Origin of the sequence: Neobacillus sp. SuZ13 (assembly GCF_030123365.1) — a bacterium.
In the GTDB taxonomy this organism is placed as follows: Bacteria; Bacillota; Bacilli; order Bacillales; family Cytobacillaceae; genus Neobacillus.
Map to the genome: position 1 here is coordinate 731,781 of NZ_CP126107.1, position 23,587 is coordinate 755,367.

Consider the following 23,587-nt stretch of genomic DNA (forward strand, 5'->3'; position numbering starts at 1 on the left):
ATTTGCAATTTTCTAAAAATAGTAAAAAGGTATTGGGTGAGAAGGTACTGTTTTGGCATGTCATAACCTTAAACATGAACATCGAAAACGGGAATCTCCACGGCTTCCCCAATGACGCCAGAAAATCCCCACCACGGATTTCACGCATGGAGTTCTAAAGAATACTATAGATTAATCTTGTTATTCACTCATATAATTAGTCATAATGACATAATTGTTTTTAGAATTTTATAGAGGAGGAATTATGAAACCTTATCTAATTATTAGTCAAATCTTATATGTACTTTCTTTGGTTCCCTGGTTTGTCATTTGGGGGTTGTCATTTATGAGCTTTGACGGCGGTGTGAATCTCGCTAATGGCTCTTTTGTTCTAGTGATCTCGCTATTTCCGTTTGCGGTTACCGCAGCTTCCATTCTTGCTTGGGTGTTCCGAGTGAAAAAGCCCCGATTTGCAATCATGATAAATTTAGTCCCGATGTTATGGATTATCGCTTTTTTAGGTTTCATGGTTTTGTAGTTCCATAGCACGGAAGAAAGAGAGGATAGTGAGTTGAGTACTAATTTATCGACACAAAATAATCCGGAAAACTTTCCGAACCGAAATTTTCTATTATCAACTAAATTTCACCTGCCCCATCCACCCAATCAACACATAATCCGAGACAGACTATACAATACATTAAATGGTACCCTGCAATGTAAACTTACAGTGGTTACGGCACCACCCGGATATGGGAAGTCCACAGTCGTAAGTGATTGGGTCCGAGATCAACAAATTAACGCTTGTTGGGTGTCACTTGATGAAGGTGACAACGATGTGCTTCGCTTTTGGGCGTATGTAATTGCCTCACTGGATAAAATCCATCCGGAAGTGGCGGGGATATATGAAACCCTGTTGCAGCCGTCGTTAATGTTCTCTTCCGAACAAATGATTATCAATCTGCTAAATAGGCTGATGGATATTCCGAAAGAGGTTGTCCTCATTTTTGATGACTATCATCATATTGAAAGCTTTGAAGTCCATCAATCCATATCGCTTCTTTTACACCATTTGCCAAGTCATATACATATCTGTTTAATAAGTCGGAATGAACCAGCATTTCAAATTGGCGCACTTCGAGCCAAGGGGCAAATAAATGAAATTAACAGCAATGATCTGAAATTTACGATGGAGGAACTATCAGCTTATTGGCTCCAACAAACGGGGGTATTCCCAAAACCGTCAGTCCTTCAGCTCCTAGCTGATTTTACAGAAGGTTGGATTGCCGGAATTCAGCTTGCTGTACTTTCAGAACGGTCAGGTCAAACGGATACCTTACATCAGTTTAATGGAAGCCACCGATATATTGTTGATTACCTAATGGAGGAAGTTTTTCAACATCTTTCCGATGATCTGAAATTATTCTTAATGAAAACTTCCATTCTTCATCGAATGAATAGTCATTTATGTGATATGGTCACAGATCATAATGACTCTAGCCAATTACTTAAGCAAATTGAGCAGTCAAATTTTTTCTTGATACCCTTAGATAGCCAGCAATATTGGTATCGTTATCATCATATCTTCGCGGACTTTTTAGCCACTCATTTGAAGAAGGAAATGCCAGATGCCTATAAATCTCTGCATCTAAAAGCTTGTCATTGGTTTATTCAGTCTGGTTCTATCGAGGAAGCGATTCCATATGCGATAACGGCTGAAAATTATGAACTAGCAGCCGAGTTAATTTTAAGTATTGTCTCACCTTTGTTAAGAAGAAGGGAAGTAACAACGCTGGAAAAGTGGTTAAACCAATTACCCAGCCCTATTATTGAACGTCCTGAGATTCTAATTGTCTTAACATGGACCGAAATGTTAGCAGGTAAATATGAAAATGTAAGTATTTTTCTTACAAAGGTAAAGGCTGCTTTTTCAAGGGAAAGTCATAGTGGGCCAATCCTCCGTCTAAAAGAAGAAGTGGTAGTGTTAGAAAATTTTAACGCCTTATTATTGGGGGATTATGAGGGAGCTATTAAGATTTTACGTCAATTAGCAGAACGGGACACTATGCCTGACATCAAGATATGGCTTGATTATGGAATTGAGCTAAATACAGGAGAACTGCCTTTCGTTCGCGGGTATTATGGGATGAATGGAAGAGGAAAACAGTCTTACCTGTTCCATCAGCTATACCACACATTTATTAAAAAGAATCAGTACCAGGAAACAGCATATGCTGCATATCAGCGTGCGGCTTTTAGTGAAATTCATTACGAACGAAATCAAGATGAGTTAGCGCTTGAATACGCGGAGACGGCAATCAGGCTCGCGAGGTCATTTAGGTTAATGGGAGCGTATGTACCTGCAGTGGTTATCAAATCAAAGATCGAGTGGGCGAGGGGAAAGTCGAGTAAATCCTTTGAGAGTCTTTTTCGAGCAAAAGAGTACCTAAATGACTTAAACCTTCAATTTAGTCACTGGGGTCAGCTTTTAACAGCACAGATCGTTCGATTTCAGCTTGCAAAGGGTGAGATGAAACTGGTTAATAAATGGGCGGAATCCTGCTGTTTTGAAGATCTAACAGAACTTACTCCTAACAGGGAATTCGAGCTACTGGTCTATCTCTTAATTTTAATTAACAATAGGCAACTAAAGGATGCAGAAATCTTTGCCCATATCCTCCTAAATCAAGCAGAACAAAATGGACGAATAATGACCAGTCTTGAATCTCACCTCTATTTAGCCGAGATCTACCGTGGGTTAGGAAAAGGCTTTGAAAGCATTTCCCACCTGAATCAAGCATTGAGACTTGGCGAAGGGCATGGTTACAAACGAATCTTTTCAGATATCGGTTTTAATCCAAAAGAATTGTTTCAACAATACCTTCTAGTGAAGACTAAACGTCACCAGATGGAACTATTCTCAGACGTTTCAGAGAACTATCTTACTTCAATCCTGCAACAGGTGGGGATAAACGATCCATCTAAAGAGTCTAGTAACCGAACCGGGGTTCACAGACTGACGGCTAGAGAAATGGAGGTTCTTCACTGGTTGTCCATGGGCTTATCCAATAAAGAAATTGCGGCAAAGCTCATAGTTACCGAAGGGACTGTAAAAATCCATCTCAATCGCATTTACAGCAAGCTTGGAGCAAAAGGAAGAGTCGAGGCCATTCGCAAAATGGAACATAAAAGTTGATAATCCGCACGTTTAGCATAATGAGATAGGATTTGCAAAGATTTGAATATATATAACCCCCGCTATAACCTTTGTTAGATTAACAGCTATCGATGATTTGATACCATGGGAATATCAACAGCAAAGGCTGTTATAGGAGGTTACTAAAAGTGCAGAATCTATATGATGTGATTATTGTCGGCGGCCGGTTGGCGGGGGCTGCAACAGCGTATGAACTGTCTAAGAAAGGCTATAAAATCCTGCTTCTGGAGCGGAGTCAATTTCCAAGTGATATCCTCTCTACCCATAACTTTTTTAACAATTCATTGCTTATGTTAAAAGAAATGGGAGTCCTAGGGAAGCTGCTGGCAACGGGAACACCAACCTACAATCGGGCGTTCATTCAATTCGATGAGGAAGTGATTGATGGAAGTTTTCCCGTGGTGGATGGAGAACCCAACTGTTTATGTATTCGCCGAACACACCTCGATCAAATCTTATTCGAACATGCGATTAAACAAGAGAATGTAACGGCCCTTCAAAAGTTTCGTGTAACCGATATTTTAATGGAGAATGGAACAGTTGCCGGAATTCAGGCCATTGATCCGAATGGAAGTACGGTTGAATTTAGAGCAAAACTGGTTATCGGCGCCGATGGCAGAAATTCTACGATTCGGAAAAAGGTAAATAGTGAGAAGTGGAAATCCGTTCCTACCGATTTTGCTTCTTATGTAGGCTATGTCAAAAACTTTATCCAAAAGGGAGAGCGATGTGCAGAATTTTATAAAGTAAAGGATAAATTAATCATCGCTTTTCCAACAAGCGATCAATTGCATGTGATTGGGATTATGTTCCCGCTTGAAGACAAGGAATGGATGGAACGGTTCAAAGTTAATCCTGAAGGTGCTTTTCGTGCGCTGGTCGATTTTGGTTTTGGTAATACTGATTTTCCAGAGCGATTGCAGGGAGCCGATTTTACAGGTAAGGTTAAAGGATTATTGGGCTATGACAATGATTGGTACAACGGAATGGGGCCGGGTTGGGCACTAGTTGGAGATGCCCTTTCCTTTAAGGACCCAGCTGTTGGTCAAGGAATGCATGATGGTCTATACGGTGCACGAATTCTTGCTGAAGTCCTCTGTCAGCACCAAGACTGGTCCATGAACTGGGAGAAGATGGCGGACCAATACAACCAAAGAATGAACGAAAAAATGCTTTCAAGGTTTGAAATGGCCTGCCAATTTACGAAGAATAGGCTTTTTACCGAGGAACAACATTTGGTCAATCGTTTAATCGGGATGAACCCAGACCTAACCCAAACCTTCCTAGGGTTATATAATTATGCCAATGAACCCAAGGATTTAGAAAGCAAGATTCAAAGTATGATTGAGAGTGGGCGTTAGAAGTCCTCAAGCTTGGGGGACACTGGGTAGAGCAATTAGCCAAGGTGTCGAACTTGCTCAGAAATGAAAATATAGCACTTGAAGGGATGTTGATAAAATAAGCGCTTTTGCTTATTTTATCAGCATCTTTTTTTTATCTGGCAAGAGGGAAGGTTTATTTTTAAATATATAAATTGTGCATCGTTCTACTGCGTACATAATTTGACAAAAGTGTCATTTACCAATAGTATCACAATTAATTCGAACTTCTTTATAGGAGAGATAAAGATGAAAATTTATGTGGATGCAGATGCTTGTCCGGTAAAGGATATTATTATTTCAGAAGGAGGGAAAGCAGGAATTCCTGTGATCCTTGTTACGAGTTTTTCGCACTATTCTAATGCGGAACAACCTTCAGGAGTGGAAATTATTTATGTCGATTCTGGAGCGGATGCTGCTGATTATCGGATTATGAAGTTAGCCGAATCAGGCGATATGATTGTTACGCAAGATTATGGACTTGCATCGCTGGGTTTACCAAAAGGATGTATCGTCCTTCACCATAAAGGGTTTAGGTATACCCATGAAAATATTGATCAATTATTACAAACACGATACTTAAGTGCAATGGCTCGAAAAGGCGGAAAGCGGACAAAGGGACCAAAGCCGTTTACAGCAGAAGATCGGGAGCAATTTAGAAGGCTTTTTAAACAAGCTATTTCTAGATAGAAATAATTAGATACTTCTTTTTAAATTTTAACCATATCTAATTACCTGATATAATTTTAAATGTGGCAAGTGAAATCTCTGGATTAAATATTTCCCTTATCATTGCTACTATCTCAAATATATCTATTTTATAGTATTGTAATTTTTTATATATTTGCTAACTTTATTTTATAAGCTTTGAAAAAAACTTTGACCCATTTAAACGTTGATTGGTAAATTCAATCGAAATTGGAAAGAAAATTGTGAAAAAATACACATCAGATTTTCCGAAATAAATGGTAAAATGTATATATCACTTTTGGAGGTTAAGAACCATGCAAAAAACATTGGATAACACGAAGACTGACCAAAAAGACAACCAGGTTCCAACAACATATTCACGAACAAATCCGTTTCAAGCAAAAATTCTTAAAAACATTAATATAAATGGTGCAGGCTCAAGTAAAGAAACAAGGCATGTTGAGTTATCACTAGAAGGATCAAGCCTTTCTTATGTGCCAGGCGATGCCCTTGGAATTATCCCTTCAAATGATCCAGAACTTGTGGCGTCCCTTCTTGACGAAATGCAATGGGATGAAGAAGCTCTTGTAACGATCAATAAGCAAGGTGAGACACTTCCGCTGAAGAAAGCGCTAACGAACTATTTTGAAATTACCCTGCTATCAAAAAAGGTTTTACAGCAGGCAGCAGCTTTCACAGAGAACGAAGAGCTACAAAAACTTCTCTTGGTTGAAAATGCAGCCCAGGTGAAAGAATATTGCTATGGACGTGATTTGCTTGATATGTTACGTGAGTTCGGTCCATGGAAAGCTTCTGCTCAGGAAATCGTTTCTATCTTAAGGAAAATGACGCCGCGCCTCTATTCGATTGCAAGCAGCATTGCAGCTAATCCGGATGAAGTTCATTTAACCATTGGTGCTGTCCGTTATACAGCTCATGGACGCGATCGTAAAGGGGTTTGCTCTGTACTTTGTGCTGAGCGTGTAAATGAAGGAGATACGCTTCCGGTCTTTATTCAAGCAAATAAACATTTTCATCTGCCAGAGTCTCATGATATTGATATTATTATGGTTGGACCAGGAACAGGAATTGCACCATTCCGTTCGTTTATACAGGAACGTGCAGTGAATAAAGGAACAGGCCGGTCATGGCTATTTTTTGGAGACCAGCATGAAGCGTCAGATTTCCTTTATCAAGATGAGTTGCAACAATATCAGCAAGATGGGGTACTGTCTAAATTAGATACGGCCTTCTCCCGAGACGGAGCTCAAAAAGTCTATGTTCAGCATAAAATGCAAGAACATAGTAAAGAACTATTTGAATGGCTGCAAAAAGGTGCTTATTTCTACGTGTGTGGAGATAAGGAATACATGGCGAAGGACGTCCATGAAACACTTATTAACGTAATTGCAAAAGAAGGTTCTATGAGCCGCGAAGAAGCAGAAGCCCATCTAAAAGATATGCAAAAGCAAGGACGTTATCAGCGTGATGTGTATTAAAAGGTAAGTGAATAGTAAAAAAACCTTTGTCCCGTGGTACAAAGGTTTTTTTACTATGTCAGAATTTAAGTGAACATGCTCTGCTAAAGACTTTCTAACAACCTAAAGAGAATTTAGGTCATTTGTCTGAATGATTAGTTTTTTGTAATAGTATTGACAGTTTTTCGACATAATTATAGAATAACATTGAAATATATGAATCTACTTTTTTAATACGTTGAGAGAAAGATCAACTGAACAGCTTATTACCACACTTCCAATTCCATAGCATCACGCGTTTAAAAGTAGGATTGAAAATTTTCGGGAGCAATTATTTATCGAGATATAACTGCTTTTTTTTTGGTAGTTATTTGAAATCGCTTTCAGATTAGTAGATCTTAGTAGGTGTTATGTGAATAATCCTGAGTGAGGTAATTTAAAAGGAGGAACTACTTTGGCAAATAAAGTTTTAAAGGATTTCTTAACACCCCAACTGAACGAGTTGCGAGAAAACGGCCTTTACAATGTCATTGATACTGTAGAAGGACCAAACGGCCCAATAATTAATATCAATGGCAAAGCATTAATCAATATGTCATCCAATAATTATCTTGGCCTTGCCAATAATGAAAGAATGAAGCAAAAAGCGCATGAGGCAATTGACGAGTATGGATTAGGAGCCGGTGCGGTCCGTACAATCAATGGTACATTGAAAATTCATAATGAATTGGAGAAAACAATTGCAAAGTTCAAGCATACCGAAGCGGCCATTGCCTTTCAATCCGGGTTCAATTGCAACATGGGTGCTATTTCAGCCTTGATGACAAAGAAGGATGCTATTCTCTCCGATGAATTGAACCATGCATCAATCATTGATGGATGCAGATTATCAGGTGCGAAAATTATCCGCGTTAAACACCAGGACATGGACGATTTGCGCCGAGTTGCGAAAGAAACGATTGAAAGCGGTCTTTACGAAAAAGTCATGTACATCACAGACGGAGTCTTCTCAATGGACGGTGATGTAGCGAAACTTCCAGAAATCGTTGAAATTGCTGAAGAGTTTGGGTTAATTACCTATGTAGATGATGCTCATGGTTCTGGGGTAATGGGTAATGGTGCTGGTACAGTCAAGCATTTTGGACTATCAGACCGCATTGATTTGCAGATTGGGACCCTTTCAAAAGCGATTGGTGTCGTAGGCGGGTATGTAGCAGGTACAGAACAGCTGATTGACTGGCTGAAAGTTCGTGCACGTCCATTCCTATTTTCAACCTCATTGACTCCGGGAGATGCGGCTGCATGTATCGAAGCGATCAATATCATGTCCGAATCGACAGAAAAGGTTGAAAAGCTTTGGGAAAACGGAAGATATCTAAAAGAAGGCTTAAAGAATCTTGGTTTTGATATTGGCCATTCCGAAACGCCAATTACCCCATGCATCATAGGGAAAGAAGATCTGACCCAATTATTTTCGCGCAGGTTGATGGAAGAAGGCGTTTATGCCAAATCAATCACTTTCCCAACCGTTCCTAGAGGTACAGGCAGGGTTAGGAATATGCCTACTGCTGCACACACCAAGGAAATGCTTGATGAGGTTCTAGCAGTCTATGAAAAAATAGGTAAGGAATTGTCTATTATCTAATTAATAATTTCACCAAGAATACTAGAGATTTTGCTTCAGCTTAATATTAGTAAAAGACACTTCAGGAGGTCCCGTTTATTATGAAAAAAATTCTTATTACTGGCTGTCTCGGCCAAATCGGTTCTGAATTGACACATCGTCTCAGAGTAATGTACGGAACAGAAAATGTTATTGCAACAGATATTCGTCATATTGAAGGCAATCCAGTCATCGAAGGTGGTATATTTGAAATCCTTGATGTGATGGATTACGAAGCAATGCTGGGCATTTGTAAAAAATATGAAGTTGACACCCTCATGCATCTTGCAGCCCTTTTGTCGGCAGTAGGAGAAGCAAAACCAAAATTTGCATGGGACCTGAATATGGGTGGCCTGATGAACGCCCTTGAAGTTTCCCGTGAGCTAAATCTAAAACTCTTTATACCGAGCTCCATCGCTGCTTTCGGACCAGGAACACCTGCAGATATGACACCACAGGATACGGTACAAAGGCCAACTACTATGTATGGCGTCACAAAGGTATCCGGAGAATTACTTTGCGACTACTATTTTACTAAATTTGGTGTAGACGTGCGCGGAGTAAGGTTCCCTGGACTGATTTCGTACAAGACTCTTCCAGGCGGGGGAACAACTGACTACGCAGTAGATATTTACTATGAAGCTCTTAAGAACAAGAAATATACATCTTTCATTGGGAAAGGAACCTATATGGATATGATGTATATGCCTGATGCAATCGAAGCAATTATTCAATTAATGGAGGCTGACCCTTCACGATTGAAGCATCGTAACGCATTTAACATCACGGCGATGAGCTTTGAGCCGGAACAAATTGCTGCATCCATTAAGAAATTCATTCCTGAATTCGAAATTTCATATAATGTTGACCCTGTACGCCAAGGCATCGCAGATTCATGGCCGAATAGCATTGATGCCTCTGCTGCACGTAAAGAATGGGATTTCAATCCACAATACGATTTGGATCGTATGACAAAAGATATGCTGGAAAATTTATCAGAGAAATTAGGCATCCCATTTAGGGAACTTGCATTAGCCTATTAGTTTCTGGAATAATCATCCGTCTACGAATCTATTATAATTCATCTTTATGAAAAAGACAATTGTATTTTTCAGGTGGACTACTTCCTGGGGTTTATGTTATCATAAGTTATACTACGATAACAAAATATGAACAAAGGGTTATATGAATCTTGCTTAATATTTGACAATAAGCAGTATAGGGGAGGAAACGAAATGGCAAACAAGGAATTGAATAGGGGCTTAAGTTCACGTCATATTCAAATGATTGCTTTAGGCGGTACGATTGGTGTAGGTCTATTTATGGGATCTTCCAGCACGATAGGATGGACGGGTCCATCCGTTATGCTCGCCTATGGAATTACAGGTATTTTTCTATATTTAATTATGCGCGCCATGGGCGAAATGCTCTATTTGGAACCAAGTACAGGTTCATTCGCAACATTTGGCTATAAGTATATCCATCCACTTGCTGGATATATGACTGCCTGGAGCAACTGGTTCCAGTGGGTAGTTGTCGGCATGGCGGAAGTTATTGCAATCGGCACATATATGAAGTATTGGTTTCCAGATCTTCCTGCATGGATTCCAGGACTTATCGCAATGGTTATCCTTGGGGCAGCAAACTTTATTTCCGTTAAATCATTTGGTGAATTCGAATTTTGGTTTGCATTGATTAAAGTAGTTACGATTGTATTGATGATTATTGCAGGTTTTGGCTTGATTTTCTTCGGCCTTGGCAACGGAGGAGAAGCTACCGGCCTATCAAACCTCTGGAAAAATGGCGGGTTCTTTACTGGAGGTCTTAAAGGATTCCTCTTTGCCCTATCACTAGTTGTTGGTGCGTATCAAGGTGTTGAACTTATCGGTATTACCGCTGGTGAAGCGAAAGATCCTCAAAAAACAATCAGGAATGCGATTCAAAGTACGATTTGGCGTATCCTCGTTTTCTATATTGGTGCAATTTTTGTTATAGTCACAGTTTATCCTTGGGATCAATTGCATGCTATCGGAAGCCCGTTCGTAGCGACTTTTGCAAAAATCGGTATTACAGCTGCAGCCGGAATCATTAACTTTGTTGTTATCACTGCTGCGATGTCCGGATGTAACAGTGGTATCTATAGTGCAGGGCGCATGCTTTATACTCTTGGTGTTAATGGACAAGCTCCAAAAGCGTTCGCGAAGGTTTCGAGTAACGGAGTTCCTTTATTCGGTACAATTGGCGTATTGATCGGACTTGGCGTTGGTGTTGTGTTAAGTTATATTGCACCAGAAAAACTGTTTGTGTACGTCTATGCTTCAAGTGTTCTACCAGGGATGGTTCCTTGGTTTGTCATTCTGATCAGTCAAATCAAGTTCAGAAAAGTTCATGCTGATAAAATGGCCAGCCATCCATTCAAAATGCCTTTTGCGCCTGTTACTAACTATGTGACAATTGCCTATCTGACAGCGGTGCTTGTTGGAATGTGGTTCAACGAAGACACTCGTGTTTCACTGATTGCAGGTATTGTGTTTTTAGCTATTGTGACCATCAGCTTTTATGCCTTCGGAATCAATAAGCGTGTACCTGCGGATCTTCAAGCAGATATGACAGATAAGAAAGCAGTTTAAACTTTAATAGCAGGATAGGGACAGTTTCTATAAATTGTCCCTATTTTTTCTTAAAGACGTGTTGCTAAGTAAGCAAATGGAATAACATGTAGAGAATCTTAATATAGAACTCAGGTGATAACAATGAAGTATCGATCAGCATTTGAAATTATTGGTCCGGTTATGATTGGGCCTTCCAGTTCACATACAGCTGGTGCCGTCCGCATTGGCCGCGTTGCCCGAACCCTGTTCGAGAGCCAGCCGAAAAAGGCTGTTCTCTCGCTTTATGGTTCCTTTGCAAAAACATATAAAGGACATGGAACAGACTTAGCCCTTGTAGCGGGCTTACTAGACTTTGATACGTTCGACGAGCGGATTCCTGATGCATTGGCGATAGCGGAACAATTGGGTATGGAGGTCATCTTTCAAGAGGAAAAGGCCGTTACAGAACATCCAAACACAGTAAAGATTAATCTTTTTGCGGACGATAAAGAGATGGAGATCATTGGAATCTCTATCGGTGGAGGATCTATTGAAATAACAGAAATCAACTCCTTCAAGCTAAAGTTATCGGGTGACCCCGCCATACTGGTCATGCATAATGACCGTTTTGGAGTAATCAGCTCGGTAACATCCATTTTTTCACAAAATAAAATAAACATTGGTCATATGGAAGTGGCCAGGAAAGATAAAGGCGACACGGCCATCATGGTCATTGAATCCGATGAAAAGATAAATGAACAGTTGGTAAACGATTTGCAAAAGCTTGACAACGTTATTAGTGTCATCCGTATGGTTGACTAATCGGTGTTTTCAGGGTTGAACACTAGATTAATAGAAGACAGCAGGGGGAAATGTTATGTTTCGTAATGTAGCTGAACTTGTTTCGCTGGCGGAACAACATCAGGTTAAAATAGCCGAAATCATGATTCGGCAGGAAGTAGAAGTTACAGGCCTTTCCCGTGAAGAAGTGCTTGCCAAAATGGACCAGAACCTGACCGTAATGGAACGGGCTATCGAACGGGGCTTAAATGGAGTAAAATCACGCACAGGACTCACAGGCGGAGATGCAGTTTTGCTGCAAAACTATATTAAGAGCGGAAAGTCTCTTACGGGTTCATTGCTTTTGGATGCGGTAAGCAAGGCGGTTGCCACGAATGAAGTCAATGCAGCGATGGGCATCATTTGTGCGACGCCAACTGCCGGTTCGGCGGGAGTTGTCCCGGGTACGTTATTTGCGGTAAAGGATAAACTCAATCCAACTAGACAGGAAATGATTGAATTTTTATTTACGGCAGCGGCGTTTGGATTTGTCGTAGCAAACAATGCATCCATTTCAGGTGCTGCAGGCGGTTGCCAGGCAGAGGTGGGTTCGGCTTCAGGTATGGCAGCAGCTGCAATCGTTGAAATGGCTGGTGGTACGCCTAAGCAATCAGCGGAAGCAATGGCCATCACCTTAAAAAATATGCTGGGTCTTGTTTGTGACCCGGTTGCTGGCCTCGTGGAAGTACCTTGTGTGAAACGGAATGCAATGGGTGCATCGAATGCTTTGACAGCAGCCGATATGGCTCTTGCCGGGATCACCAGCAGAATTCCATGTGACGAAGTCATTGGAGCCATGTATGCGATTGGACAGTCAATGCCTTCTGCGTTAAGGGAAACAGCCGAAGGTGGACTGGCGGCTACCCCGACCGGACGGAGGCTTGAAGCGGAAATCTTTGGCCAGCCTAAGGAAAAACTGATTGATTATTTAGCATAACTATTAAAAAGCTGCCGGTTACTACTGGCAGCTTTCTTGATTGGTTTCTATTCTATCTTTACCTTAATTTTATCTATTGCATTGTAACCATAGCCTTTTTTGTTCCAAAATGGTGATGTTGGCTGAATTCTATTTGTAGAATCTGTTGCTCTTGATAAAATCGTGTATTCTCCTTTCTCTACTATAGACCATTCATATGACCAAGAAACCCATTCATAACCACTGGAATTTTCATTTTCGATTTTCGCATTTAACCACGTTTTCCCATTATCAGTACTGACCTCTACCTTTGTTATAGACCCTTTCCCTGTCCAAGCGATACCTTTAATTAGGTGCTTACCAGTATTAAGAACATCCATATCTAACGGTTTTTGTATGGTAGAGTTAACATTTATATTTGTGACGGGCTTAGTATCTTTGTTACTCTCTTTATGTGGATAATATACATAGTCAATGGACTGAAATGGCCCTTTAAAATTTGAATCAGTAATGGTTATTTGCTTAATCCATTTAACCGAAGCCATACCATACCATTGTGGAACGATTAATCTTAATGGATAACCATGTTTAAATGGAATTGGTTGATTATTATATTCATAAGCAATAATGGTATCAGGATGTAGTGCCTTTTCCATAGGTAAACTCCTGGTGAAACTATAAATGGAATCTAAGTCGGTTCTTTTTCCGTAATCATACCCTTCCACGATCACTTCTTTTGCCCCTTCTCTAATTCCCGCTAGGTCAAGGAGGGTTCGCAGCGGAACTCCTTTCCAAACCCCTTGGCTAATGGCACCCTTTTCCCATTGTTCTCCAAATGCTTTAGGATCAAAAAAACTACGTTTGTTTCCTGCACATTCAAGGACTACTTTAACCGTTTTCGATGGAAGTTGCAGGAGATCTTGCATGGAGAACAGCTTTTGGGTTAAGACAAAGCCATTTATAGGAATCCAATAGTTGGAATAAGAAAGAGAAGGATAAGAAAAGTGGTTTTGTCTATAAAATAAATGATTATAAATGATATCAGTTTCTATAAACTGAATAGGTGTTTCCTGACTTTCAGGATGTAAACTGCGTGTCGTTAGATGAGGTTTTATATTTGGATATTGAGGATTGGGCATCTTTTCCCTCCTAACAAAAAAATTCAATATAAATAAATATGATGATCTTTTTCTATTTAGACCCTAATCTTGTCTGAATGCAGGCTAAGTGGCATATAAGGGGGTTCATTGTATTCGAAAGGGATTCATGGAATAATTATTATTGAGTGTCGTAACTAGGAATAAGAACTTTAATTTGATGGGGGTAAATGAGGATGTCGGACAATACAGCAAGTAAGGTTACAGCTAAAATGCACTTTATGCTAAAATCTACTCCACCGAGAACTACTTTTCATCAGGATATGACAATTGAAGAACGGGATATTATGTTAAAACATATTGACTATTGGACAGACAAACAAAATCAGGGGATTGCTCTGGTTTTCGGTCCTGTTTTAAATCCCTCGGCTCCGCATGGACTAGCCATAATTGAAGTTGAAAATGAAGCTCAAGTCCCAAAACTTATCAATGAAGACCCAGCTGTAATTGCTGGTATAATGGAAACTGAATTTTACCCGATGAAAGCAGTGCTGCCGAAACAACATGCTTGATCCGGTAGGCAGTGTTACTAAAAAAAGAAACTTGAATAAACAATAGTAAATGGCTCAGTATTGGACTGAGCCATTTACTTTATCAGTACAAATAATACAATATAGAGATGTTTGAATATTAAATATCATCCAAGAAAAGGAAATATAGACCAATTTTAATTCTATTATATTATAATTAAAAGTGATTAATAGAAATTCATGATGTAAATACCATTTGGTATAAAGCGAATGTTGAAGGGGGAAATTCATGCATGGTCCCAGCAAAAATAGATCCTGTTTCAATCATCACAATAAGCAAAAAAGGCGTGGAATCCCTCTTTGATTGGTTCGATCAGCATAAACAAACTTTCTATACACTTGGTTGGTCCTATCTTAGTAATCAGAAGCAAATGGAAGAGCTTTTTTACCGGTCCATTTTAAAAGTCCACAAGGAATTGCCTAGATTTAAAAGTGAAACATCATTCGAAACGTGGGTTACGTCCATTTTCATACATACCTGTCGAGAGATTTGTAATGAAAGAAGTGTACAAGTTCCAGAAGAAAGTGAACCACGTCAGGATATATTTAAAGCACTTGATCAATTGAAAGAATACGAGAAAGAAGCGATGGTCCTTACCTATGTAAAAGGACTCTCTCATGAGGAAGCGGCACATCTTCTCCAAGTTTCAGTAGAAAAGATGAAAGAGCTTTTGTTTTCCGGAATTCAGTCACTTAGAAAAGAAATGGTGTACGGATCACACTATAATGGCTGTAAGGAATATCATAAGGCTTACATTGATTATTTAGAAAGAACCCTTGATCGGTCGAAAAAGATTGATTTTGAGATACATATTTATCATTGTCAAGACTGTCAGGATGATTTAGCTGTCTTTCAGGATGTCATGTTAAACATGTTAAATCTTACTAAAGAGATAGAGAATTTCCATGTGCCAGCAGATCTCATGGGGAACGTCAAAGCTAGGCTGACAGAACAGGAGAAGCTCAGACAACAGAAGAACAAGAAACGTATAAGAATAGGCATTGTTTTGGCAAGTTTTTTCGCATTATTAATAGGGTTAGAAGTTTTTACAGGGACTTTTACCAGCCTTTACTATACATGGACAGAAAAAGATCAGGAATTGCGTCCCTTTCTGCAACAGGACCTTGGTGAAAGGCTGAACCTAGAGGCGGAAAGCGATGGGGTGAAAGTTAAGATCAGGAGTGCGATTGCTGATGATATTCAGACGCTTGTATTTTATGAAATCGAAGATACAAATGATGAAAATCAATATATGATGAATTATGATGATGGGGTTTTTGTGGAGAATGAGCTTGAAATCATGAATACTGAAGGCCATCCTAGGTATTATCCTCCTGACCTTAAGTCTAATGAAAATAATAAGGAAAAGAACGTGTTTCAAGGGAAGATTAGTCTGCTGCCACTCAAAACAGAAAATGGGACGATCAAACTGAAGATCACGAAGCTCCTGAAATTGATTCGTGATTCCTCTGACCAGAATGATATTAGCGCTAACGAGAACCTAGGATATGAAACAGGGGAGTGGAATTTTGAGATTCCTGTGACTAAACAGCCTTCCGTTGAATATGACTTGAATGAACAAACAGAAGTCGAGGGAGTCCCGGTTCGATTTGATAAATTAACGATTGCTCCAACAGCGACGATTCTGCAATATGGGATTAATAGTGAAAAGCCAGAGAAAATGATTGATGTTCTTAATTTTGAAAATCTGGAAGTGAATAATAAAAAAGTAAAACCTGATACATATGGCGGCTATTTTATGGATTCACAACAATACATGAATTGGACTACTTTTCAAACAAACTTTGACCCTCTTTTTGGAGAAAAGCCAAAAGAGATTAACGTTCAACTCGGATCAATTAATTTAACGTTTCAAGACCCAAAAACCATCGAACTGGACGCTACTAAGCAATATCCTCAAACATTTGAATATGCAGGCAGTACAATCTCTATCGACAAACTGGAGGTTGGACAACCCTCCATTATTGTCATAAGTGATCATGAAGTTAAGAATCGAGCGTATGAATCTCTTAACTTCAATATTGTGGGAGAGGATGAAAATGAGCCTGTTTCGATGGAGATGAATACGGAAGGAGTGCTTGTTGATAAAAACGGGATGGAATACGATACAGATAAAATGCTTGTCCCATTTGACGAAATCGAGAGGCCTCGCTATTTCATTACCGTTCAAAACATGAAGGTGGACGGTAACGGCTCTGGGGAGAAAGTGATTCCTAAAAGGCTGGAGATTTTTGGATATAGTGTGACGAAATATTTGGATGATGTTGTGAAGATTTCGTTGAAATAACTAAGCATAAAGAATTAATGCATACTATGAAGAACAGAGCTGTCATTTTGGCAGCTTTTTTGTTGTATTCAGATTAACCTATTTTTTTAATTAATTTATAATTAATAATTCATTAATATGTAAAATGCATTCATTTTTTGTGCTAAATTGTATTTAAATAAAATTGATGGTTATTTTAAGTTTAGGTTATAAAAGTTGTTTATTAATTTAAATAGTAGAAATGTAGGGAATACACTACTCTTTTTTATAGGAGGACAGCTCAATGAATACACGGGAAATCAAGGTCCAAAAACATGGGTGGGTTCCTAAAAAGGAACGAATGTGGGTAATCATGGCTGTTATTATCGCTGCTTTGATAGTGTTTTGGGAACTTAAGGGACTATTACAGCTTTCCTTAACCGCTCTGCACAGCAGGCAGTTCGAACATACATTTAAAGATTTTGGCTCCATTGCTAGAATTGCTTTATTTTTTGTACTTGCGTATTATGTGCTCCTTCGTGTGATTAGGCTTCGTATCCTGAAAGTTCAAGGAAAGGTAAAAAAATGGTTGTCCACTTTGTTGCGCTTTGCCCGAAAATGGCATACTCCAGCAGCGATTATCGCCATCGCTTTTATTATCGTGCATACGGTAGCTGTCTTTATGCACGGCTTTAAATTTGATTTTAATAATATAAGTGGATTGCTTTCCTTGCTAGTCCTTCTTCCAGTTCCTATATCGGGACTATTTCGATATCAGAGGATGGACCGGAAGTGGCATATGCGTTCTGGAGTTACTTTTGCAATTCTATTTTTAATTCATTCTTTTTTATAACCAACATGTCATAAAACAAACGGGTGCGATGCTTAAATAAGCATCGCATTTACTTTTGGGAATGACTTTAATTGGGTATTTGCGATAGAACTTTTATCAAATATTGATATTCCCTTCAATCGTTATAACCGCATTTCCAGCTACTTCAATGATTGGTGCATTATTTTCGGAATGAATGGTTATATATAATGTACCTGGTCTGCCAATTGCATGGCCTTGACCTATTTTAAGATGATGTGTTTGCTTATTTGAAAGAAATCCTTCTAAAAACAAATACCCAGCTAAAGCGCCATTTGCCGCACCAGTTACAGGATCCTCATTTATTCCGATACCAGGGGCGAAGTCCCTTGTATAAATATCAAACTCCCCATTAGAATCAAAGGTAAATAAATGAGTGGTTGAAATATTATGTTCCCGATTCATGCTGCCTAACTCTTTTAGGTGCGGCTCAGCTAAATCAATGGCTTTACGTGTTTTCACTGGAACAAGCAGATGCCAGTTACCAGTATTGCTAAGTTTAATGGGATATCTTTCATCCAAATCAGTTGTTTGGATACCGACAAGATGGGCAAGTGTGTCCTTATTGATTTCTATTTCGTGGACCTTTGGAGCGACCTGGGTCATTGAAACACTAATCAATTGATTGTTTTCTTTTATCCATTTTACCGGAATCAATCCTACGTTGGTTTCAAAAACAATCTGATCCGTTTTTTCTAACCAATTGTATTTGGTTCCAAGTAACCATGATAGGCCAATTGTTGCATGACCGCAAAAATTGATTTCCTCCAGCGGTGTAAAATATCGTACTTTAAAGTCTGCCTCAGGATGAGACGAAGGCAATAAAAAAACGGACTCTGGGAGGTTCAATTCATTGGCAATTTTTTGCATGTCTTCCTCACTTAAATTTTCCGTATCGGGAATGACCCCCGCAGGATTTCCACCAAACGATACATCCGTAAAAGCATCAATATGGTAAACCGGAAAAGGTTTCATGTTTCTCCTCCTTGAACTTTTGTACTTTAATCATATGCACTTCTTTTGTATAAGTAAAATGAATATTATGAATTGAATACATGAGGAAATCTTATGCAAATTTACCTCAAAAATAAATAAGTGACCCTATTTTAGGTAAACGGAGGAGGAAGCCCATGACTGTTTTTCAATATGAAGTATTTCTTAAGGTTGTAGACACAGGTAACTTTACTAAGGCAGGTGAAATTTTAGGACTCACGCAATCTGGTGTCAGCCATAATATATCTGCTTTGGAATCAGAATTGGGGATCATTCTATTAAATAGAGGAAGAAATGGTGTTTCTTTGACGGACGCAGGAAAACGGATGATTGGACATATGAGAAATATTGTTTCAGAGTCGGAACAGATTAAACAAAAGACGGCTGCAATTCTTGGGATAGAAATGGGTAAAGTCAAGATTGGAAGTTTTCCAAGTGCATCAGCTAAATTATTTCCTGGAATTATATCCCATTTTAAAAGCAGGTATGAAGGGATTGAACTGGAACTTTACGAGGGGAGCTACGACGAAATTACTGAATGGGTAGAAAATGGAGTGATTGATATTGGATTTGTTTCCTTGCCAGTTAAAAGATTAGAGACGATTCCTCTTTTAAAAGATAAATTAGTTGTGCTAGTACCTAGCGGTCACCCTTTCCATGATTATAAAACCTTAACCATAGAGCAGTTATCGAAGGAACCCTTTATCATGCCAAAGGCTGGCTGTGAAGTGTTGATAAAGGAAAGATTTCAATCCAATGGATTAAAACCCAATATTCAATTTGAGGTAGAAGATAATCAAACCATTATCTCTATGGTTCAAGAAGGACTTGGGCTAACAGTGGTTCCTCAATTAACATTACCAAACTGGTTAACACAAGTTTCTACTGTTAACCTTGTTCCTGAAACCTATCGTTCTATTGGATTAGCAGTAAAGTCTATTAAGGATTGTCTGCCTGCTGTAAAAGAATTTATTAATGCCTCGCAGAAATTGGTGAAAACAAATAGTTAAATAACCTTGCCAATATAACCGAAGAAAGAGTGCTTTTTTATAGGTCCGAGTTAGTTAGATAAATTAAAAAAGTCCTTATCGATACATAAGGACTTTTGAAACTAGAGTTGTCTTGCTCCAAGATAGCGAGATTTCCAGTAAGAGATATTCATATTGGAAATTTCAACTCCTCGGGAACCAGAATGAATGAACTTACCATTTCCTACGTAGATTCCCATATGTGAAGGACCTTTTTTATACGTTTCGTAATAGACAAAATCGCCAACGGATAAAGTAGACACAGGTTTCATCTTGTTCCAATATCCAGCAACAGTCTGACGAGATACGGATTTTTGTTTGTTGATCACATAGTAAATAAATCCACTGCAGTCAAATCCGCTTGGAGTAGTTCCTCCCCATTTGTAAGGGCTGCCAACCACGGTTTTAGCGTTTTGAATCAACTTGTTTTTATTAATGGTAGACACTGCAGGGTTATTTGCTGCGGGAGCTGGAGCAACAGGTGATGTTACAGGACTACTACTAATTTTTAATTTTTGACCTATTCGAATTAGATTCGATTTCAATCGATTCCCCGCTTTTAGTTGTGTCACAGTTGTCCTATACTTCTTTGCGATTGATGACAAGCTATCACCGGATTTTACCGTATATACTAATGAAGATCGACTGGTGCTAGTTTTAGTCACGGCCTTGCCTTTTTCAGGTATGTATATACTTTGACCTATTTTGATTCTATCACTTGATAATTTATTAGCTTTCTTAATCTCTGAAACTGATATTTTATATTGCTTTGAATACTTTGATAAAGTATCCCCACTTTTAACTTTGATTGTTGCAGCCATGGCTGAAGTACTATATAAGGAAGTCCCGAATACTGTAGCTGTAACTAATGCTATAATTTTCTTTTTCATTTTTATCCCCTTAGTAATCGTTTCTTTTACTAATTTTAGTTTACATATCACTTGAATAATTTGCTATAATTTGTCGAAATCGTAAAACGAATGTAATGACTTTGTAATAAATTGTAGTTTAATCAGATATTGATAGTTTGTTAAAAGAAACCACAAAATTAGTCATAAACCGCCTTAAAGGTATGGGAATAAAGGTAATCATAATTAACGGGGATAATCAGCAGACAGTAAAAGCAATAGCTGGACAAGTAGGTATAGAAAATGTAATTGCTGAGGTTCGTCAAGAAGGAAAGGCTGATGAAATTAAGAAATTGCAGGCAGAAGGGAAGAGGATTGCAATGGTTGGTTACGGTATCAACAATGCTCCAGCGCTTGCCCATAATACTCTAGGTATACCTGTCACTGCTTTTGAAACAAGTGAACCATACCACGAAATTCTTAAAACTTTCTAAAATTTTTCTAAAACATCCTTAAACATTATTCTGCCAAAGGAGGGTAATCGATGGGGAAAACTGTCGGTTAAATAGGAGCGGGAAACCAACTCCACAAGATCCATCAACCCAGGGTAATGGTCAAGGAAACGGTCAAGGCGCGAATAAAGGAAAACATGCTCCAAACACACCTAATCCAAATGAGAGGTAGTTGGTAATGTCGCAGGATGACCTTTATATGTAATGGTTAAAAAACTAACCAAACGTTTGATTAAATCGTTAGAGAGCTTGGTATATAAGGGCTTAACCGACTAATCAGACGTTTGATTAAAAAGTTTACTTAAAATACATATGGAATTATAAAATTGCTAATAAACAGAATGGCAATCAAATATAGCGCAGGGTGAACTTCCTTCCCTTTCCCCATTAAAAGCTTCATCAATGGGTATAGAATAAAGCCGATAGCCATGCCATCTGCAATGCTATACGTCAATGGAATCAGTACAATAATCAGAAGTGCTGGGAAACTCTCTGTTAAATCGTCCATAGAAATATGAACAATGTTCTGCAGCATTAGTACACCGATTAAGATGAGAATGGGTGACACCGCACTGGCGGGAACCATTTTAATCACTGGAATAAACAAAATCGAAACAAGAAACATAAACCCGGCAACAACGCTGGTTAAACCTGTTCTTCCACCAGCGGTAATCCCCGCTGCAGCTTCTACTGATGAAACGGTAGGACTCGTTCCAAAGATTCCAGCAGATAAAACCGAAACAGCAGTTGCCTGGAGTGATTTTTTACTGCTCTCAGGGCGGTTTAACATCTTGCTCTGTCCATGGATCAAGCCGATATTTTCAAACACAACCACCATTGCAAATGAAATAGAGGTTAGCCAGAATACGATATTACCTGCTTGTGCCCACGAAGCCTTCCCAAACACATCAAAGTATTCATTGAAAGAGGCCGTTGAAAAAGACCCCCCCTCAAAAGTGGCTCCTCCAAGCCAAATCGATATTAACGAGGTAATAATAATACTTAATAAAAGATTTCCTGGCACATTTTTAATAAATAAAAAAACCGTAATAATCAAACCAATAAATGTTGTAATGACTGAGGGACTGCTTAAATCCCCAATGGCAAGCAGGGTGTGCTCAGAATTAGTAATAATACCAGCATTGTCAAACCCAATTAAAATCAATAAAATTCCAATGCCAATCGTAATGGCTTCTTTTAAGGAATTAGGAATGGCGGATGTAATTACTTTTGCCATTGGTGTAAAGGCAATAGCAACAAAGATCAGCCCTGAAACAAAAGTCATCGCCAACGCTTCTTGCCATGTGAATCCCCCTGATTGAACGATGGTATAGGTAAACATCGCATTGAGCCCCATACCAGGAATGAGAAGAAGAGGGGAATTACTCCATAATCCTGCAAGTATACATCCAAAAAAACTAGTTAATATTGTCGCAATGATTCCCGCCTCTATCGGAATTCCAGCTACTGCCAAAATCGTTGCGTTGACAATAATAATGTAGACCGCGGTTATATATGAAATAAAACCTGCAGAAAATTCGCTTGTGATTGTCGTACCATGTTCATGTAATTTAAAAAATCGTTCCATATCAATCCCCTTTCTAACGACCGATGAAATCGATAGTTATCATATCATGGACTTGCACTATACGAAAAATATATAATTTATATAGAAACCATACATTTTTTATATAGTAGGAGAAATCAATGGACATTAAACAATTACGGTATTTTATAGCAATAGCTGAGGAAAAGAATATTACAGCGGCTGCTAATCGGCTGCATATGTCTCAACCTCCACTCAGCATACAGTTGAAACAATTGGAGGATGAGCTAGGTGTTAGATTAATCGAGCGAAAGGGTAAGAGTATGGAGTTAACTGATAAAGGAAATGTGCTCTATAATCGTGCTTTGCATCTTGTGAACAGTGTGGAAGAACTAAAAATTGAGTTACAGGAAACAGAAGAGGGAAAAAGGGGCGTTCTCTCTGTGGGGATCAATACCTTACCGGTTACGGGATTTCCAGAAATGCTCCAATCCTTCCACAAAAAATATCCCCTTGTTTCTATAAAAGTGGTTCAAAATGATTCTCTTTATTTAGCGGAAATGGTAAAAACGCGGGCTATTGAAATGGCATTTGTACGGCTTCCACTTGAACATCGTGGTTTGACTTATCATCATCTAATTAATGAGCCCTTTGTTTTCGTGAGCAAGAAGGAGGCAAATATACACTCTTTGGCAGAAATTTCTCATATGCCCCTAATTATTCCAAGTTCTGAGGGCCTAGGCATCTATAACACTATTCATGAGGCATTTTCTATACAAAAGCTTCCACTAATAAGTATTGCGGAATGCTCTGATATGCAAGTATTAATGGAGATGGTTAAGGGAGGGATGGGAGCAACAATCGTGCCAAAATCTGTTTTAGATATCTATGGAAACAAAAGTCTCTACTCAACACCGATTATGGATGCTAATTTAACCTCTTCTTTAGGAGTCATTTGGCTTGAACATCATTTTGTCTCAGCGCCTGTAAAAAATTTTTTTGAGCTGGTCAAGGAATCCTATAGGCTTTCAAAGCTTTAAGACATCTTTATCTTGGTTATCCTGACAAATATTAATCAACAA

Annotated in this window: 19 protein-coding genes and 1 pseudogene; 16 read left to right on the plus strand and 4 right to left on the minus strand. The window is 38.9% G+C overall.

Annotation, left to right across the window (positions count from 1 at the left end):
• Positions 1–244: 244 nt before the first annotated feature.
• The 10 genes from QNH17_RS03460 (at position 245) to sdaAA (ending at position 12,774) form a co-directional block, all read left to right on the plus strand.
• Entirely contained in the window at positions 245–517 is a 273-nt protein-coding gene (locus tag QNH17_RS03460) for a hypothetical protein (RefSeq protein ID WP_283877409.1), read from the plus strand.
• Positions 518–550: 33 nt separating this feature from the next.
• Positions 551–3,175: a winged helix-turn-helix domain-containing protein gene (locus QNH17_RS03465; RefSeq protein WP_283877410.1), complete on the plus strand. Its 2,625-nt coding sequence runs from the start codon at positions 551–553 to the stop codon at positions 3,173–3,175.
• A gap of 149 nt (positions 3,176–3,324) precedes the next feature.
• Positions 3,325–4,557 carry an NAD(P)/FAD-dependent oxidoreductase gene (locus QNH17_RS03470; RefSeq protein WP_283877411.1) on the plus strand — a complete coding sequence of 411 codons (1,233 nt, stop codon included), beginning with the start codon at positions 3,325–3,327 and terminating at the stop codon, positions 4,555–4,557.
• 267 nt (positions 4,558–4,824) lie between these two features.
• Positions 4,825–5,265, plus strand: a complete 441-nt coding sequence (locus QNH17_RS03475; RefSeq protein ID WP_283877412.1) for a YaiI/YqxD family protein — start codon at positions 4,825–4,827, stop codon at positions 5,263–5,265.
• A 314-nt stretch (positions 5,266–5,579) separates the two neighbouring features.
• Positions 5,580–6,764, plus strand: a complete 1,185-nt coding sequence (locus QNH17_RS03480; protein WP_283877413.1) for a sulfite reductase subunit alpha — start codon at positions 5,580–5,582, stop codon at positions 6,762–6,764.
• 433 nt (positions 6,765–7,197) lie between these two features.
• Positions 7,198–8,388 carry a glycine C-acetyltransferase gene (locus QNH17_RS03485; RefSeq protein WP_283877414.1) on the plus strand — a complete coding sequence of 397 codons (1,191 nt, stop codon included), beginning with the start codon at positions 7,198–7,200 and terminating at the stop codon, positions 8,386–8,388.
• 80 nt (positions 8,389–8,468) lie between these two features.
• Positions 8,469–9,449: an L-threonine 3-dehydrogenase gene (locus tag QNH17_RS03490; protein ID WP_283877415.1), complete on the plus strand. Its 981-nt coding sequence runs from the start codon at positions 8,469–8,471 to the stop codon at positions 9,447–9,449.
• A 192-nt stretch (positions 9,450–9,641) separates the two neighbouring features.
• Positions 9,642–11,036 (plus strand): amino acid permease, encoded by a 1,395-nt coding sequence (locus tag QNH17_RS03495; RefSeq protein ID WP_283877416.1) that lies wholly within the window; start codon positions 9,642–9,644, stop codon positions 11,034–11,036.
• Between the two features lie 123 nt (positions 11,037–11,159).
• Complete coding sequence (sdaAB, locus tag QNH17_RS03500) at positions 11,160–11,819, plus strand: L-serine ammonia-lyase, iron-sulfur-dependent subunit beta (RefSeq protein WP_283877417.1); 660 nt, start codon at positions 11,160–11,162, stop codon at positions 11,817–11,819.
• A gap of 55 nt (positions 11,820–11,874) precedes the next feature.
• Positions 11,875–12,774: an L-serine ammonia-lyase, iron-sulfur-dependent, subunit alpha gene (gene sdaAA / locus QNH17_RS03505; protein ID WP_283877418.1), complete on the plus strand. Its 900-nt coding sequence runs from the start codon at positions 11,875–11,877 to the stop codon at positions 12,772–12,774.
• A 47-nt stretch (positions 12,775–12,821) separates the two neighbouring features.
• Here sdaAA and QNH17_RS03510 read toward each other — a convergent pair whose 3' ends face one another.
• Positions 12,822–13,892 carry a sulfite oxidase gene (locus QNH17_RS03510; protein WP_283877419.1) on the minus strand — a complete coding sequence of 357 codons (1,071 nt, stop codon included), beginning with the start codon at positions 13,890–13,892 and terminating at the stop codon, positions 12,822–12,824.
• Positions 13,893–14,086: 194 nt separating this feature from the next.
• Between QNH17_RS03510 and QNH17_RS03515 the strand changes: the two genes are divergently transcribed.
• The 3 genes from QNH17_RS03515 (at position 14,087) to QNH17_RS03525 (ending at position 17,560) form a co-directional block, all read left to right on the plus strand.
• Positions 14,087–14,422, plus strand: a complete 336-nt coding sequence (locus QNH17_RS03515) for a YciI family protein (protein WP_283877420.1) — start codon at positions 14,087–14,089, stop codon at positions 14,420–14,422.
• A 251-nt stretch (positions 14,423–14,673) separates the two neighbouring features.
• A complete protein-coding gene (locus QNH17_RS03520) occupies positions 14,674–16,749 on the plus strand; it encodes a sigma-70 family RNA polymerase sigma factor (protein ID WP_283877421.1) in 2,076 nt (691 codons plus the stop codon).
• Positions 16,750–17,011: 262 nt separating this feature from the next.
• Positions 17,012–17,560: a hypothetical protein gene (locus QNH17_RS03525; protein ID WP_283877422.1), complete on the plus strand. Its 549-nt coding sequence runs from the start codon at positions 17,012–17,014 to the stop codon at positions 17,558–17,560.
• A gap of 96 nt (positions 17,561–17,656) precedes the next feature.
• Here the strand turns inward: QNH17_RS03525 and QNH17_RS03530 are convergent, their stop codons facing one another.
• A complete protein-coding gene (locus tag QNH17_RS03530) occupies positions 17,657–18,553 on the minus strand; it encodes a PhzF family phenazine biosynthesis protein (RefSeq protein WP_283877423.1) in 897 nt (298 codons plus the stop codon).
• A 155-nt stretch (positions 18,554–18,708) separates the two neighbouring features.
• Between QNH17_RS03530 and QNH17_RS03535 the strand changes: the two genes are divergently transcribed.
• On the plus strand, positions 18,709–19,581 hold the full coding sequence (locus tag QNH17_RS03535) for a LysR family transcriptional regulator (protein ID WP_283877424.1): 873 nt from the start codon (positions 18,709–18,711) through the stop codon (positions 19,579–19,581).
• A 101-nt stretch (positions 19,582–19,682) separates the two neighbouring features.
• Here QNH17_RS03535 and QNH17_RS03540 read toward each other — a convergent pair whose 3' ends face one another.
• Complete coding sequence (locus QNH17_RS03540) at positions 19,683–20,489, minus strand: C40 family peptidase (protein ID WP_283877425.1); 807 nt, start codon at positions 20,487–20,489, stop codon at positions 19,683–19,685.
• 140 nt (positions 20,490–20,629) lie between these two features.
• On the opposite strand from QNH17_RS03540, the pseudogene QNH17_RS03545 reads away from it, so the two are divergent.
• Positions 20,630–20,941 (plus strand): annotated as a pseudogene (locus tag QNH17_RS03545) (HAD-IC family P-type ATPase); the annotation flags it as partial.
• Positions 20,942–21,260: 319 nt separating this feature from the next.
• Here QNH17_RS03545 and QNH17_RS03550 read toward each other — a convergent pair.
• On the minus strand, positions 21,261–22,547 hold the full coding sequence (locus tag QNH17_RS03550; RefSeq protein WP_283877426.1) for an NCS2 family permease: 1,287 nt from the start codon (positions 22,545–22,547) through the stop codon (positions 21,261–21,263).
• A 119-nt stretch (positions 22,548–22,666) separates the two neighbouring features.
• On the opposite strand from QNH17_RS03550, the gene QNH17_RS03555 reads away from it, so the two are divergent.
• A complete protein-coding gene (locus QNH17_RS03555; RefSeq protein ID WP_283877427.1) occupies positions 22,667–23,545 on the plus strand; it encodes a LysR family transcriptional regulator in 879 nt (292 codons plus the stop codon).
• Positions 23,546–23,587: the final 42 nt, after the last annotated feature.

Excerpts from the sequence above, each read along its gene's own strand:
- QNH17_RS03460 (WP_283877409.1), top strand. The coding sequence starts at position 245 with ATGAAACCTTATCTAATTATTAGTCAAATCTTATATGTACTTTCTTTG.
- QNH17_RS03475 (WP_283877412.1), top strand. The coding sequence starts at position 4,825 with ATGAAAATTTATGTGGATGCAGATGCTTGTCCGGTAAAGGATATTATT.
- QNH17_RS03480 (WP_283877413.1), top strand. The coding sequence starts at position 5,580 with ATGCAAAAAACATTGGATAACACGAAGACTGACCAAAAAGACAACCAG.
- QNH17_RS03490 (WP_283877415.1), top strand. The coding sequence starts at position 8,469 with ATGAAAAAAATTCTTATTACTGGCTGTCTCGGCCAAATCGGTTCTGAA.
- QNH17_RS03495 (WP_283877416.1), top strand. The coding sequence starts at position 9,642 with ATGGCAAACAAGGAATTGAATAGGGGCTTAAGTTCACGTCATATTCAA.
- sdaAB (WP_283877417.1), top strand. The coding sequence starts at position 11,160 with ATGAAGTATCGATCAGCATTTGAAATTATTGGTCCGGTTATGATTGGG.
- sdaAA (WP_283877418.1), top strand. The coding sequence starts at position 11,875 with ATGTTTCGTAATGTAGCTGAACTTGTTTCGCTGGCGGAACAACATCAG.
- QNH17_RS03510 (WP_283877419.1), bottom strand. The coding sequence starts at position 13,892 with ATGCCCAATCCTCAATATCCAAATATAAAACCTCATCTAACGACACGC.
- QNH17_RS03515 (WP_283877420.1), top strand. The coding sequence starts at position 14,087 with ATGTCGGACAATACAGCAAGTAAGGTTACAGCTAAAATGCACTTTATG.
- QNH17_RS03520 (WP_283877421.1), top strand. The coding sequence starts at position 14,674 with ATGGTCCCAGCAAAAATAGATCCTGTTTCAATCATCACAATAAGCAAA.
- QNH17_RS03525 (WP_283877422.1), top strand. The coding sequence starts at position 17,012 with ATGAATACACGGGAAATCAAGGTCCAAAAACATGGGTGGGTTCCTAAA.
- QNH17_RS03530 (WP_283877423.1), bottom strand. The coding sequence starts at position 18,553 with ATGAAACCTTTTCCGGTTTACCATATTGATGCTTTTACGGATGTATCG.
- QNH17_RS03535 (WP_283877424.1), top strand. The coding sequence starts at position 18,709 with ATGACTGTTTTTCAATATGAAGTATTTCTTAAGGTTGTAGACACAGGT.
- QNH17_RS03540 (WP_283877425.1), bottom strand. The coding sequence starts at position 20,489 with ATGAAAAAGAAAATTATAGCATTAGTTACAGCTACAGTATTCGGGACT.
- QNH17_RS03550 (WP_283877426.1), bottom strand. The coding sequence starts at position 22,547 with ATGGAACGATTTTTTAAATTACATGAACATGGTACGACAATCACAAGC.
- QNH17_RS03555 (WP_283877427.1), top strand. The coding sequence starts at position 22,667 with ATGGACATTAAACAATTACGGTATTTTATAGCAATAGCTGAGGAAAAG.